15 protein-coding genes are annotated in these 14,273 nt (G+C 56.9%); 12 read left to right on the top strand and 3 right to left on the bottom strand.

Annotated features, from left to right (window positions below; genetic code table 11):
* The first annotated feature begins 27 nt into the window (after positions 1–27).
* From U4Y88_RS14540 to U4Y88_RS14530, 3 genes are all read left to right on the top strand, one after another.
* The gene (locus U4Y88_RS14540) at positions 28–354 is read left to right on the top strand and encodes a hypothetical protein (protein ID WP_321784727.1); all 327 of its coding nucleotides are present in this window, start codon (positions 28–30) and stop codon (positions 352–354) included.
* Between the two features lie 115 nt (positions 355–469).
* Positions 470–1,054: a recombinase family protein gene (locus U4Y88_RS14535; protein WP_321784725.1), complete on the top strand. Its 585-nt coding sequence runs from the start codon at positions 470–472 to the stop codon at positions 1,052–1,054.
* A gap of 169 nt (positions 1,055–1,223) precedes the next feature.
* Positions 1,224–1,910, top strand: a complete 687-nt coding sequence (locus U4Y88_RS14530; RefSeq protein WP_321784723.1) for a hypothetical protein — start codon at positions 1,224–1,226, stop codon at positions 1,908–1,910.
* Here the strand turns inward: U4Y88_RS14530 and U4Y88_RS14525 are convergent.
* Entirely contained in the window at positions 1,904–2,476 is a 573-nt protein-coding gene (locus tag U4Y88_RS14525) for a hypothetical protein (protein WP_321784721.1), read from the bottom strand. The genes U4Y88_RS14530 and U4Y88_RS14525 overlap by 7 nt on opposite strands.
* A 132-nt stretch (positions 2,477–2,608) precedes the next feature.
* Between U4Y88_RS14525 and U4Y88_RS14520 the strand changes: the two genes are divergently transcribed.
* The 9 genes from U4Y88_RS14520 (at position 2,609) to U4Y88_RS14480 (ending at position 11,961) form a co-directional block, all read left to right on the top strand.
* Positions 2,609–2,833 (top strand): transcriptional regulator, encoded by a 225-nt coding sequence (locus U4Y88_RS14520; RefSeq protein ID WP_321784719.1) that lies wholly within the window; start codon positions 2,609–2,611, stop codon positions 2,831–2,833.
* Positions 2,834–2,909: 76 nt separating this feature from the next.
* Complete coding sequence (locus U4Y88_RS14515; RefSeq protein ID WP_321784717.1) at positions 2,910–3,119, top strand: hypothetical protein; 210 nt, start codon at positions 2,910–2,912, stop codon at positions 3,117–3,119.
* A gap of 99 nt (positions 3,120–3,218) precedes the next feature.
* Positions 3,219–3,743 (top strand): hypothetical protein, encoded by a 525-nt coding sequence (locus tag U4Y88_RS14510; RefSeq protein ID WP_321784715.1) that lies wholly within the window; start codon positions 3,219–3,221, stop codon positions 3,741–3,743.
* A 410-nt stretch (positions 3,744–4,153) separates the two neighbouring features.
* Complete coding sequence (locus U4Y88_RS14505) at positions 4,154–6,958, top strand: glycoside hydrolase family protein (RefSeq protein WP_415774448.1); 2,805 nt, start codon at positions 4,154–4,156, stop codon at positions 6,956–6,958.
* A 74-nt stretch (positions 6,959–7,032) separates the two neighbouring features.
* A complete protein-coding gene (locus tag U4Y88_RS14500; RefSeq protein WP_321784711.1) occupies positions 7,033–7,416 on the top strand; it encodes a hypothetical protein in 384 nt (127 codons plus the stop codon).
* Between the two features lie 43 nt (positions 7,417–7,459).
* Positions 7,460–7,978, top strand: coding sequence for a hypothetical protein (locus tag U4Y88_RS14495; RefSeq protein WP_321784709.1), 519 nt, complete (start codon positions 7,460–7,462; stop codon positions 7,976–7,978).
* A 314-nt stretch (positions 7,979–8,292) separates the two neighbouring features.
* Positions 8,293–8,796 (top strand): hypothetical protein, encoded by a 504-nt coding sequence (locus U4Y88_RS14490; RefSeq protein WP_321784707.1) that lies wholly within the window; start codon positions 8,293–8,295, stop codon positions 8,794–8,796.
* A 759-nt stretch (positions 8,797–9,555) separates the two neighbouring features.
* The gene (locus tag U4Y88_RS14485; RefSeq protein ID WP_321784705.1) at positions 9,556–10,815 is read left to right on the top strand and encodes a hypothetical protein; all 1,260 of its coding nucleotides are present in this window, start codon (positions 9,556–9,558) and stop codon (positions 10,813–10,815) included.
* A 351-nt stretch (positions 10,816–11,166) separates the two neighbouring features.
* Positions 11,167–11,961: a hypothetical protein gene (locus U4Y88_RS14480; RefSeq protein ID WP_321784703.1), complete on the top strand. Its 795-nt coding sequence runs from the start codon at positions 11,167–11,169 to the stop codon at positions 11,959–11,961.
* Between the two features lie 41 nt (positions 11,962–12,002).
* On the opposite strand, the gene U4Y88_RS14475 is transcribed toward U4Y88_RS14480, so the two are convergent.
* Positions 12,003–12,989: a site-specific integrase gene (locus U4Y88_RS14475; RefSeq protein WP_321784701.1), complete on the bottom strand. Its 987-nt coding sequence runs from the start codon at positions 12,987–12,989 to the stop codon at positions 12,003–12,005.
* Positions 12,990–13,183: 194 nt separating this feature from the next.
* Complete coding sequence (locus tag U4Y88_RS14470) at positions 13,184–14,134, bottom strand: site-specific integrase (RefSeq protein WP_321784699.1); 951 nt, start codon at positions 14,132–14,134, stop codon at positions 13,184–13,186.
* Positions 14,135–14,273: the final 139 nt, after the last annotated feature.

Raw genomic sequence — 14,273 nt, 5'->3', positions numbered from 1 at the left:
CCAGCCCACCATCTACTGGAGCTGCCTGTGAATTTGAACCACTCCCCAACCATTGAAGAGCTTCGCGCGGTCTTTGCCGGTGCTGATGACGAGCAGGGGCATCACGTTCTATGGGTTGACACGGGCGGCCAGGTCCATCTATCAACGGTGCCTGAAGACCTGTCACCCGTTGGGTTTGAGCAGAGTCAGCCCACAATGCAGATGCGCTACGAAACATTCCAGCGGGGCAACAGCTATGTAGGGATTGAGGCCGCAGAGGATGACCGCTTCATGAACGAGATACTTCGAGCCCTACTTAAGTATTGGGTTGGCAAGCACGCACCTGGGCGCGTGACATACATGGACGGTTACTGAGTGTTCTAAACCGTTCCCTTTCGTACATGAGCTTGGATGACTGTACGAAAGTGAGCTTGTAAACTATTCGGACATGATCTAAGATTCGGACATCTCTTTCGTACAGGTGTCCGCTATGTCCCGTGTCTTCGCCTATTGCCGTGTCTCCACGCTGGACCAGTCCACTGAGAATCAGCGGCTGGAGATTGAGCGTGCTGGCTTCGCCATTGACCCCAAGCGCATCGTAGAGGAATCAATCAGCGGCTCCGTAGCTGCATCTGAGCGCGCTGGCTTCGCCCGCTTGCTGGACCGTATGGAATCCGGTGATGTGCTAGTGGTGACCAAGCTGGACCGGCTGGGGCGTAATGCCATGGATGTGCGCGCAACCATCGACACCTTGGCAGGGCTGGGCGTGCGGGTCCACTGCCTGGCGCTTGGCGGCGTTGACCTGACCAGCGCAGCAGGAAAGATGACAATGCAGGTTCTCTCTGCTGTGGCTGAATTCGAGCGGGACCTTCTGATTGAGCGAACCAATGCTGGCATCCAGCGAGCTCGCACGGAGGGGAAACAATTCGGGAGGCCGTCAGCACTGACCAGCGAGCAGCAAGCTGAAGTGGTGCAGCGCTTGGCTCAGGGAGAGGCTGTAGCGGCTCTAGCCAGGAACTTCAATACGAGCCGTCAGACCGTCATGCGGCTTCGGGAGAAGGCCGCTACAGAGTAAGGCCAATTGGATGCATTGTCACGAGGGCCGGGGAGCGATTCCCGGCCTTTTGTTTTGCTTGTGGGAACCATCGAGCGGGGCTTCTAGGAGCAGTCAAACTGCAATCAATGGATGCTATTCTTGCCCCATAAGCCGCTTCCGGGGTAGCGCTACATAACGAGAGAAAACCATGAGAATACAGGTCATTGTGGCGGTCGCTTGTCTCGCCATGCTTTCCGCATGCACGGTTCCGAAGGCCAATTATCATCCCGCGAGCGTGGCTATTAGTGAGCCACCTCTGGGCACCGTCAACACCAGCCAAGTGGGAGACCCAATTCTTCAGCAAGGCCGCTATAGAGAGGCGGAGGCTATCCACGTAGAACATACTACGTCGGCTGGGTGGGCCTATACGCTCCACCCGGGCTACTACGTGAAGCAGGGGGATGACGATTCCGGCGAATATTATTTACCGGGCGGTGGCAATGAGGCGGGGCGTGTTGAAAAGGCCTTTATCGCTGACCCTTGGGAAAGCGTGATGGCGCGCAAACGTGACGGCGTTTTATGCGTCATCACGGTGTTCAATGTGGCTGTGTGCGGAGATGACACCTCCTTTGAGCACAAGAAGCTAACCCTTTATGGCCATGATTCGTTCCAGCAGACGCTCATCTACAGCGGACGAGTGGGAAGCAAGATCAACATTGGTTATCGTGAGTTCTCAGACAATATGGCGCGGCCTGCCTTTAACAACGATGTGGAATACGACTTGTCCGAGTCTTCCATCATCGGGTACAAGGGCGCGCAACTAGAGGTATTGGAGGCGACCAATCAGTTTATCCGCTATAAGGTCATTAAGAACTTCAAGCCAGCTGCTTACTGACCGGGGATATAGCCGGGAGACCCTGTATCAGTAGCTGAGGGCTGCGGACCGCTGCCCGCCCGGTTGTTTGGGGGCGGCTGCGTCACGCTTGCTACTCCAGCTTCGAACCACAAGTCCTTTAGCTCTTCGCTGAAACGTTCCTCGATTCCTTTCAACAGGATATTCTCGAAGAACACTTCAAGCAACAGGAGCAATATCAAGCCAACCGCGAGATTTATGAGCAGAAGCTGGAGTGCACCATGAAGAAAAAAGGCGAGGGTGGCGAGAAAAAAAGAGCACGTGATTAAAGCTACAGAAGTCTTTTTTAGATTCCCCTCAGTACGCGCGAGAACCAAGGGCGAGAGCATGAAGATAGCGACAGCGCTCGAAAATTCCACCCACAGCGCCTCCCAATACGAGCCCTCCCGTGCCTTGAAGGCCAGATAGACGAAACCGATCATAGCGATGAGAAGTAGACACCACGCAAGTACCATCTTGAGTATGGTCATGAGCGACATTGACGATGCTGCTGCCACGGCCACCTGGCTTCTCGCGTTTTCGTCCAGCACGTCGTTTGCGTCGAACATGATATGTCCTCCCGCCACGCTTGTTGATTGAAAGTGTAGCGTAAGTATTCAACGCAATTGCATTTTCGGATGACAGCCGTTTACCCCTACGCGTAAACTTTTGGTTCCACAACGAGAACCAATGGGAACGCCATGAACAACATCAGCCAGCCCACCGCAGAGCAAATCTCAGCGCTCATTAAGAAGCACGGCCTCAGCAGGCAGGAGGCCGCAGACCTCGTGCATGTCTCCAAATTCACCTGGAACGGTTGGGTATCTCCTGCAGACAACAAGATGGCGCGCACGATGCCTCTCGCTGCGTGGGAGCTGTTGCTTATCAAGCTGGGTGAGCATGCGGAGTTTGGGAGGCTTCCATGATGCATGCAATGCATGTATAGTCTGACCTGTGAGCAACGCACTCAGCGTCTAGCCACTTCACCTGACAAGGTTAAACATGTTCCAAATCAGCACCCGCCTGTTCGCCTTCGAAATCTCCAACGGCTCCGCTTTGGTCCGTATCGGTTCCCGTGAATTCCTGCTGCTCCGTGACTACGTTGAGCGCAACCGTAAGCCCCGCCTGTTCGAAGCCTTCCGCGACACCGAAGCCCGCTCCTGGGAGGCCTTGGTGCTGCGCCGTTGGATGGTCTCTAGCTCCCCAGCATGACACCCCAGCGCGGCTGATTAGGTCAGCCAGCAGCCACCCGCAAAAGCGCCTTCCGGTAGTCGGTTGGCGCTTTTTTGTTTCCCCCTCACCTCAGCCGTAGTGGCCCGTGGCCAGCGCGTAGCTTGCGAGCAAAGCGCCTGGGGCCGTATCAAAGCAACCGCAGCAGAACAGCGCCAGCTCTGGAAGGAGGTGGGTGAGGCGCTGATGGTGGGTAAGCGTGAAAAGACCGCGAAGCAGACGTTTGATCAGTGGTGCAAGGAACATGGCTTCGATATGGACCGCCGCGTTCGTGCCGACGCCATCTGGCTTGCTGAGAACTTCTCAGTTTTGTCCAACCGTTGGACATCGGACCTAACCCACCCTACACGTATCCGGGCGTGGGCACAGGAGATTCAGGCTGAGACTCCCCCGGCCCCTGAAGTTGACCTCAGCACCTCCCCAGCGCCACGCCAACGTCTCACCATCGAGACCGCCAAGAAGGTCAACAAGCTCGCTTCGATGGCTGAGGGTGGCGAAGGGCAGGAGCAGGAGACCGCGAAGAAGTACCTGAAGAAACAGGCTGAGTTGCCAGCCAGCGGTCACCCGCAAAGCGACTTCCTACACTTCTTGTTTTGGTCGGCTTGAAAGCCATGCTGGGCGGGGTCTCTAGGGAATTTCGGCATATAAACCCCACCTCTCGAAGTAACGGGCACTCGCTTAACGCCCACTCTCGCTCTACGGGGCCGCATAACCCTAGCTATAGCAGCACACGGGCACCGCCTAAACCCCGACTCTCGCGAGATACGGCGCGTGGGGTTCCTGCCTCAGCCCGATTCCCTTTCGCCTTTCCACCGCTTCCATGCTCTCTCGGGCAGGCTTGGTCGCGCCCATTCATTGCCCTTCACCCATGCACACATCTCCGTATGCCTCCACCGAACACCCCTCAGTCCATCACAGCGCGGCCTGAAGTCCCGTCAGGTCAACGCCAGGCCACCTTCAACCCCCAAGAGCGCCCGGTAGACACCTACAAGGCTCCTAGCCAGGACCCTGACTTGATGGGCCTTATCACGGGCCTGAAGGCATTCAATCCGGCTCTGGATCAGTACGTCAACCTGCACAACCAGCAGGATGCCAATGCGGCATTCAAGCAGGGCACCGCTCAGGGCCAGCTCAGTGACGCTGGGCTTCCTGATGCGCAGGCTGGTCCTATCAAGGTCCCGCCACCACCTGACAACCAGAAGATTGACCCGGCGTTTAGCGATACGTTTGCTGCTGGGTATCGCAATGCCGTGGGCGCGAAGATTGGCAATCAGATTCAGACGGACATCCTTAGCCAGTACGCGCAACAGAAGAACACCGATGGGTTCGACCCAGAGCAATTCCTTCATCAGCAGGTCTCGCAGCAAACAGCCGGTATCTCGGACCCGGCTATCGTGGATCAGGTCTCGAAGAGCGTAGCGGCTACGGCTGACCACGTTCGCCAGGACTTCGCACAGGTCCAGCTTCAGCGCCTCAAGGAGACCGCTGTGGGCAACCTCAGTGCCGTAGCGGATTCCGTGCTGGACCCTTCGAAGCCCCTTGACCAGATGTGGTCCGGGATTCAGGACCAGCTTGAGCCGATGCGCGGCCAGATGGGCATGATGACCCGCCCTGAGATGGCCGATATGCTGCTGGACAAGGTGAGCAACCTCTCACAGCAGGCTGGTGGTCGCCCTGAGCTCTTCGACCTCTTCTCGCAATTCAAGGACCCTCACACGGGCCTGACGATGCAGCAGATGAATCCGAAGATTCAGACTGAGGCAACCCGCATGCGCGCTAAGGCCACCGAAGAGCAGAACCAACGGGTCAACCAGGGGCAGCAAGCGGACTTCTTCAAGAGGACCACTGCGGATGAGGATGCAGCGAGCCAAGGCAAGTACCCGGACATCAATGACATCGTTGGCCGCATCGGGCCTCTGAATCAGTTCCACAGCGCTAGTGAAGCCTCAGCGTACTACCGCCGACTCACCAGCCTTGCTGATGCAGCTCAGGAGAATCAGCAGGCCATGCGCGCGATCAGCACTGGAACCGCGTGGGCTCTGGATAAGCGAACCGCCCAGACCGCTTTGGATTCCCTTCAGGAGCCAGCCGTGAATGCGCTTCTCGCCGCCGCTAGCAGTACCCAAAGCGGAGACTATTCACATGTTCCACAAGTCCAGCAAGCACTCTCAGCGATTGTGCAGTCCTCGGGGCAATCGGGCCGCAGCGACTTGGCCAATACGAAGCTGAAGGGGCTGATTGATGGCACTGTGAATGCGGTCCCGCCCCGCGAAGGCCAACCCTCCAGTCAGTTCAACTTGGCGGCGGCGCTTTACGCTGGTCTACCTGACCAGATTCGTTCCTTGTATTTCAATGACAAGGCATCAACGCTTTTTGATTCGTATCGGCGCGATATACAGGTGGGTGTGGACGCCGGAACCGCATACCAGAATGCCTATCGGTCTATCTCACCAGAAGCCCTCAAGGCAGCGAAGGAAATCACGAGTGACCCGCAGTGGAAGGCTCAGGTGGCTAAAGAGGTTTCCGGCTTGACCACTGGACTACTCCAGCGAACCTGGGTAGTTGGGAGATTCTTTGGCGGTGCGCCGGAGAGTGAAGGGCCGCTTGCAACATGGGCACAGGGTCAGCTTACCGGCTACTACACCCGCAACCCAAACGCCACGCCGGACCAGGCTAAGGCATGGATTCAGCAGCAGGCACAAGCCAACTTCGTCTATGACCCGGTGAACAAGGTCAACCTCCAGGTTCCCACGAACCAAGCTGGGGAGGCGGCGCAAGATGCTATCAAGAGCTACCTAGAGAAGGCGCAGGAGCAGTATGGGGAGGACATGAGCCCTGGCCTCATCTGGCGTGGTGATGGGCGCTATACCTTGGCAGCGTTCATCAGCGGCGCTCCGGTTCACAGCTTCAATGATGTGACCTTTGCGCAAATCATGCAGCAGAATGCCTACGCTAAGGTGTTGAGTTCAGAAGAGCGAGCCGCTATGTCCGCGCTGAAGATTAAGCTAAACGCTGGCACGGCTACAGCCGAAGACCTCATCGACAACGCTGAAGTTCTTGCCAAGGCATCAACATTGAACCAGGTGAATGGCCCAACGCGAGACCAGATCAATAACGTGCGCTCGAATGCCTTCAGTGGCTCGCTCGGGAACGTCTTCAACTTCCCCACTGCGCCGCCTTCGTTTGCTGGCCTCTCAGGTTCGCGCATTGCTGGCCAGGGCTCGAAGATTCAAATTGAGCAGGCGGACAGGTTCCTTGGCTCGGCCAATTGGTCAGCTTCGCTAATTGCGATGGGTGAAGGGTTGGTACTGAAGGCTACCCCTGACCCGAACCCGAAGGCTGGAAACAACATTGGCTATGGCTACAACCTCAACGCAAATGCGGCCAACATCGGGGAGGACTTCAGGCGCGCTGGGATTCCCGCTACGTCCATCGAAGGGATCAAGAACGGCACCACGCAGATTACCCCTGAGCAAGCGGCGCGGCTCCTGGAGGTAAGCACCCCGCGATATGAAGAGCGGGCACGGCTGGCAGTGGAGGCCGCCCATCCAGGCTTGTGGCCAATGATTAACAAGAACCAAAAAGCCGCGCTCACTGACGTTGCGTATCAGGTGGGTGATGTGTCTCAGTTCCACAAGGCGATTGGAGCGCTCGCGCGGAATGACGCGCAAGGCTTCAACGATGCTCTGAAGGTGACTTATCAAGCCAGCGGTGGGACTCGCCGTGAAGATGTTCGCCGTAACAACCTCCGCTCCCTCATGGTCAACGGTATCTCAGCGTGGACTCAGGGCCTCCTGGAAGCTCACCGCACCGCGCAGTAGCCCGTCAATTCCCGCCCATCACAGCCGCACAGCCAGCAATGGTGGGCGGCTTTTCTTCTTTCTGAGGCAATCAAATGAATGAACGTAACGCCGCGCTAGTGGCTCTTGAGGGCACCCTTGCGCCTCTCTTTTCTGTGGTCTCCAAATCCAGCAAGGGCAGTGGCGTGATTTACAAAGACCAGCCATCTGCATGGGTCCCGAGCCCGTATGAGCTTGCCCGTCTGATCCGCGCTGCTGATCCGCTTGTAGTCTTCGGGGAGGCTGATGGTGTTCGCTGGGGCTGGGGGTTCCCAGGCTGGGAAGATGCAGATTCCGCAAGACTCTTCCATGGCTTCGAGAGCCGTAGCGGCATCAGTGATCAGTTCCTTGCGCTGGCTGGGTTTGGGCGTGCGGATGTTCAGACTGAGCTCACGCTACTGGAGCGTGCGGGGCACGTTGGATTCGCAAGCAATGTGTGAACCAGCATCAATCTCCACGCTTACCGCGCTGACAGTGGCGAGCATGACCGCAAGCGCAGCCAGCGCAGTGGTCGGGTACGTTGGCCAGAAGCAATCCGCAGACCGCCAATCGAGCGCCGCTCAGCAAGCCTACGATTACCAGGTAGGTCAAATCAGAAACCAGCAGACCGAAGAGACCCAGCAGGCCGCTGAGCAGATGTCTGAGCGAGCTCGCCAAGCGATGGTCGAAACGGGTCACCTACAGGCACTAGCGGCTGACTCAGGGACCAACGGCGGGGGCAGCAATGATCGCGTGACCAACGAAGCCAACTTCAATGCTGGCCAGGACATTGCAGCGATGCAGAACAATGCATCCTCAGCTCAACGCCAGCTTGCCAACCAGGCCAACGGTGCGTACTCCCAGGCGGTCTCTCGCGATGCCAGCATCCAACAGCCTAGCCTCATTGGCACGGGGCTCCAGATTGCGGGGTCAACCCTCAGCGGCTATACCTCTTTGCAGAGCGCGAAGGCGCGCGCAACTGGCGGCAATCAATACGGTTTTGCTATGCCAGGCGTGACCTGACAGGCCAGCCTTGGGGATGCCCCTTAGCCGGAACCATCGGAGCCCATAGCGGGGCTCTGGTGGGCTCTCATCCATACTCAAGCAGCGTCTTTTCGTTTTCGCGTGTCTGCTTGTCTCTGCCCCTACGGGGGCTCCTTTTTCTATTTCAACTGACTATGAAACTATGTTCTGTTTCAGGCTGCGTCCTGAATGCAGTGGGATTCTCGCACCTCTGTGACCGCCACAAACGCGCTCAGCGCCGCCAAGGCCATCCGCTTATGGAGAGCGTTAGTGCTGGCGAGCTGAAGCCCTACATGGCCCGCGTAAGTAGCCGCATGCGAAAGAATGAAGGTAGCCGCGTATGGGAAATTCTCAGGGCCAACTGGAGGGCACTTGCAGACCACTCGCGGGCCTGTCAGGCGCGGATGCTCCAAGGTGAGCCGTACAACCGGAATGAGGCCCGAGCTCACAACGAAATCACCAAGCTGGATGGCGCGGTTGAGCCTGTGGAAATCATGAAGGTAGTGGTGGCGCTCTATCTGCTTCAGCATGAGCGGCCCGCACGGTTCCCTTCAGATGACGCCTTCCGGTTCCAGCTCGTGCGCCGCGTGATTCGCCTCACTGACATCAATGTGGGGGTCTCACACAACCACAAGACCGGGAGAGCGGTGCGGGTGTATCGGGACCTTCCGCCGAGAGTCTCGCGACTGCTTGGCTCTTGGCTGGCTGAAGCCTTTGGCGGTGCTGGCGTCTATCTCGCTGGTCTGGATACCACGGAAAAGCGCTCTGCATCGACCAAAGCTGCGGAGCTCCAGGCTGCATTGGAGGCGCTGGCATGAGCGAATCTAATCAACCGATTCCCCCGTGGGAGGGGCCTGACCTATTGGCGGATGCCAAGGCAGCAGCGCGGAAAGCTGGGGAGAGGACTGATGCTCGTGCGAAGCCCATCAGCCCAGCCGTTCGGGCAAAGCCACGGGAACTGACATGGGCTGACTTCGAGGTGAGAGACGAACCCATCGCAGCCAAAGCTGTAGGCGCTAACTCGCTGCCATCTGCGCTGCTGGAAAAGTATCGGCAGAAGAACGCCGTGGCTAGTGCAGCCGCTCAGGCTGAGAGAGAAGCGGCTGGAAAGGGGAAGCCAACCAGGAAAGCCCGAACATCTGGCGGTGGCACTAGCGGACGAAAACCAGGGAGCGGAGGGTTTCGAACGTCGATTCTTACCCGCGACCAGGTGCTGGAAATCTGGAACTCCCATGAGACCGGCGTGGCGCTCGCTAAGCGGTTTGGTGTATCGAGCACTGCCATCAGCAGTGTCCGCACGGGCAAGTCGTGGGGGCATCTCACGGGGACACTGGAGAAGCCTGAGTGGGGGGCGACAATTAGGTTGGCCGGTCGTTGACGTTTGTTTTGGCCGGTGGTGAGGAGTCGGGGGCGGCTAAGAGCGAGGGGGCATGCGATGCCTGCTGATGCCAGCAGGCTAGGTCAGATTCGAATGAATATCAAGGAACGATGCGCCAGCAACGAATATGGAGCTGGCGATGTGAACGGCTCAGGCCCTCGCTTTGGCGGGGGCTTTTTTCTTTTCGCGAGTCAAAGCTATGAATGAAGTATTGGATGAGTCTGCAACGAAAGACCGCCATCTGAACAGCTACCGGGTAGCACGAAGTGAGCAGCTTAAGGCGCTCGTGCGGTCAATCGTGGCGCAACTCGAAGCATATGAAGTCTCGCTGAAGCTCAGAGCCAGGGCACGTAAGCCAAATGACCAGAAAGTTTTTGAGCGCCAGGTTGAATGCCTTGTATGCGAGGCACTGCTTTGCCATCTGGTGCAGCCTAAGGGCTGGGTGACGGTGTCCCGTTCAAAACGGATTCTTGGCCACGCAAGCCGCTATCAATCGCCGGTCATGGGTCGAACCCTGCCGGATGTGATGGACCTGCTGACGAGCCCAGAAATGGGCCTGCTGGATGTCACTATGGGCATCGTCAACCCTTTTAACGGCTGCAACGTCCAGACCACCCTCAGGGCCTCCGGGCGACTTCTTGGGCTTGCCGCTGAGCTGAACCTAACCCATGCCGATTTTGGCCGTGATGATGCGGAAGAGGTCATCATCTTGAAAGCCGAGAAGCAGCGCGGGAAGAGTGCCCGGTTTCCCTATGCCGATGATGAGCAGACAGCCGCGCTTCGAGCTGAGGTGAAGACTATCAACGCGTGGCTGGCCCAGGCGGAAATTGAGCTGGCTGACGACTTCCCCGGTAAATCTACTGATGACCGCAAGATGACCCGCAGTTTCAATAACGGGACCTTTGCGCATGGCGGTAGGCTTAGCGGGGGATTCTGGCAGGGAATGACCAAGGCACAGCGGAAGAGCATTCTGATTGACGGTTGCGAGACAGTGACGCTGGACTATAAGCAGATGGGGCCGTCCATTCACTATGGCTTGGCTGGCATCCCGTTTAGCGGAGATGCTTACGCTGTGCCTGGCTACGAGTTTCACCGTGCCGGTATTAAGAAGGTGTTTGGAGCGATGACCCACGCGCGCCGCAGGTTCAACCGGCTGGAGGACCTAGACCCCTTGGCGTTGCCAGCCGGTGTCAAGCTGTCGAAGGCCTGCCAAGACATCGAGAGGCATCATGCTCTGATTGCAGACCGGTTCTATTGCCGCTCTGGGATGGAGGCTATGCGCACAGAGAGCGATGTTATCGTGGGCGTGATGCTGGAGCTGCGAGCGCGGGGCATCGTGGGGCTGCCAATCCACGATGCTGTCTTGGTGAGGGAAGACCAGGCAGACCAAGTGGATGAGGTAATGCGGGCGCTGTTCACGCAGCACACCGGCAATACTGTGGCAGTGAGCATGGAGTGATGAGAGCTGGAAGGTTGTCCAGTGGCCCATGTTCAGCTCATCTTCAGTCGGTCCACTGGGTAGCCTGCTGTCTAGCTCCCTTTGGTGGTGGATGTGCAGGTGCGTGCATGCTACCCAATGCCAGTACATCGCTATCAGCTCAACTCCATATCTTAAGTATATTGATCCGGGGCTCCATAAGAGGGGCTCGTAAGAACCGCTCATTGGCTGCCGCGTGCAGAGCGTAGCAGTTCGTCAATCTTAACCTTCAGAATTTAGATTGTTTGCCGATATATACGCAGGCGCGGATATGCAGTGCTTTCTGAAGTAGCCGCAAGCTGCCCGCAGTGGGTTAACGGAAAACACACAAAAATGAACATCGGTATTCGAAGGGTTGTAACAGCAATTAAAGAACGGATTTTTACGAATTGCGAAAGGGTTGTGGCCTCAAAGTGCTTGCGGGTGCTTGTCATTGCAGGATTTTCTTCTTTCGGAACTAACCAGGCCCAGGCGTTGCCTAGCGTTATCGGGGAAGGCTATTGCGCTCTAAGACACCCGATAGAAGCTGTCACTAGCAACCGGTCAGCATGCGAATCACAGCACGTTGTTCAGCGACAAAGCAGCGGCGTGGATGAGGAAAATACGATTTGGATAAATACCACTCTTCACGACTATCTTGACCGCTCAAAGGATAGACCCTGGGAGAAACAGCGGCCGGTTATGTCCACGTTTGCGAGCTTCGAGCTTGAGCGCGCCTACATGATTGGAACGTATGCCAACGGATACCATTTCTTCATTTACGATCACCGTAACGATGGGTACATGACGTTATTCGCTTGGGACGGTGTTAGTCACGCAGTATATGCAATTTCGGCAATCGTCAATTTACCCGCGAAAGAGCTGAGTTATCTGGCGTATATGATTAAGCACAAGCTCATGCGGGACAAGGACACGCAGCTTACCGATGCCCTAATCGGTGTTGCAATTGATATTGCTGAGACCTCCGTTGGGGTCTTGTATAGCTCCGTTGGTGTAGTGACAGGAACCGTTTTTCATCCGCTGCTCACCGTGAAGAATATTATTCCAGCGGTCCCGTTGGTATTGTCTACATTTGTGGCTGCCACTTACGGCGCACTCATAAATCCAATCAAAGTGCTCTTCTGGTAGTCCAGCAGCAGCCCCGGCAATTGGCTGGGGTCTCCGCTGGACTACCCGAGACGTTCCACCAGCTTCCTGGGGTCCAGGTGGGTGTACCGCTTGAGCATCTGGAGAGTCTTATGGCCGCTCACGGTGGCCGCTTCCATCATGTTGAAACCTTTCTCGAAGAGCCTTGAGACGGCTTCGTGACGAAGATCATGGAAGCGCAAGTTGTCGATGTTGCACCCGTTCCGGGCGTCGATGAACGCTTTGGTTATCCAGTCCTCTGATCTGTCGAAAACCGAGCCCGTTTTATGTGGACCGAAGGAAACGAGCGCAGCGACCGCAGCAGTTGACAGCGGTACGGTCCTAGGGGAGCCATTTTTGGTTTCGGGCAGATGCGCCAAGCGCTCGAATAGGTCTGTGTGCTCCCAGCGCAGGCTCATCAACTCACCGCGCCGCATTGAAGTCTCGACCGCGAGAATTACCGCAACCTTTAATCTCCGGTTGCCCTTCGAGTCGCACCACTGCATGAGAGCATCAAACTCCCCTTTTCGAAGTCTGCGGTCTCTTGTAGCTCCCATCTTGGCGCGGCGCATCGCCTTTCGAGGGTTGGTCAGGAACTCCAGCCCCCAATCGGTCCGAGCAACTTCAAAGACATGTGAGATAAGAGCGAGCTCAAGGCGTACGGTGTTGGGCTTTTTCCCGAGTGCTAACCGGATGCTTCGATGCTGGGAGAGGTCAGCCCCGGTGATGTCCTTGAGCCGCCTCTTAGACAGCGGATGGCGCAGCCAGCAATCTATCCGCTTGAACTCTTGAAGCCAGCCGCCCTTGAGAGCGGACACCTCATGCTTATACCGCTCAAGCGCTTGACCCAGCGTGATATCGGGAGAGGCGGGTGGAAAGCGCTCGATTAACTTACCCAGCTCACGCTCGCGGAAAGCCGCCCACATCACCGCGTCACCGTACTTATCGAATGTGTGGCTGTCGGCAGGAAAGCCAACGATTCTGACGATTGCCTGAAAGCGGCCACTCTTGCGGATGCGGATGGTTGCCATGTCGGGCTCCTGAGGGGTATTGGAGCTGGCAAGGTAGCAACCGGGAGGGGGCTTGATGAAGCCCCAGGGTTATAGTGGAGACTCACATTCGGATTTCTTGCGTTCCACTAAGGAAACATATCCAAGACCGGATGAGATCAGCGCTTCGCACCGCCATTGAACTAGCTAGGAAGCGGGCCACAGCCCGCGCCAACTTACCCGAGCTTGCGCGCTAGGTCCTCAGCACGAAGATGGGTATACCGCTGTAGGTGCTTCAGATTCTTGTGTCCCGTAATCGTTGCAACCTCCATTACGTTGAGTCCCTTCTCGAAGAGTCGGCTGGCTGCTTCGTGGCGCAAGTCGTGGAAGTGCAGGTTGCCGAGACCGCATTGCTCCCGGACCTGACGAAAAGCGTGCTGCATGGCCGATTGCGTGAGCTTGAATACCCGGCCCCTGTGGGGTGGTGGGCACCATGTCAGCGCCTCAATTGCTCTGGTTGATAGCGGAACTTTGCGGGGCGTGCCGTTTTTGGTCATAGGTAGGAAGGCAGTGCGAGCTTCCACGTCGATATGTTCCCAGCGTAGCTTCGCTATCTCGCCTTGGCGCATCGCTGTCTCAATGGCGAGGATAATTGCTGGTGCTATCTCCCTATTAAACTCAATAGCTTTTTCAATGAGTCGTTCGTCATCCCCGGCCATGAGTCGCACTTCGCGGGGAAGGGGGAGCTTAGGGCGGCGAAAGCCCTTTACCGGATTGGCATCCAAACCGATATCCCATTCCGCGAGGGCAAGCCGGTAGACCGAAGAGATAGCGTCTAACTCTCGGCTGACCGTGCTACTGAGAACCTGGGTGATTCGGCGGTCTCGCCACTCTGCGAGGTGGGTTTTACTGAGTTGGCCTGCGGGAATCATGCACAGCTTTTTTTCTCGTCTCAGGAAGCGTTGCAGAGTGCGCCTGTCCCACTCGGCTGTCCGCTTGTCGGGCAGGGGGTACTTGATGTACTTCCTGAAAAGGTCTCCCACGGTAGGCCCGCTGTCTACCCGTTCATGTTCCTCTACCCATCGCCGCGCTGCTGCCTCAGTAGCAAACGTAGCTGATAGCGTTGGCTGGTCCTTGCGCCTGATTTTTACCTGCCATTTTGTCCCACGAAGTGTGATTGTTGCCATTCATGCTCTCCAAGTGGTTGATTTTGAACATGAAGGGGATGGCCTGTCGCACGACCGTGAATTCGTGAACGGCCTGGCGAACCGCATCATCGAAGTGAAAACCAACGGCACGATCAACGATTACAGCGGCAACTACGAG

This window comes from Paraburkholderia sp. J94, assembly GCF_905220285.1.
GTDB lineage: Bacteria > Pseudomonadota > Gammaproteobacteria > Burkholderiales > Burkholderiaceae > Paraburkholderia > Paraburkholderia tropica_A.
This window is presented reverse-complemented; position numbering and strand designations above follow the sequence as displayed.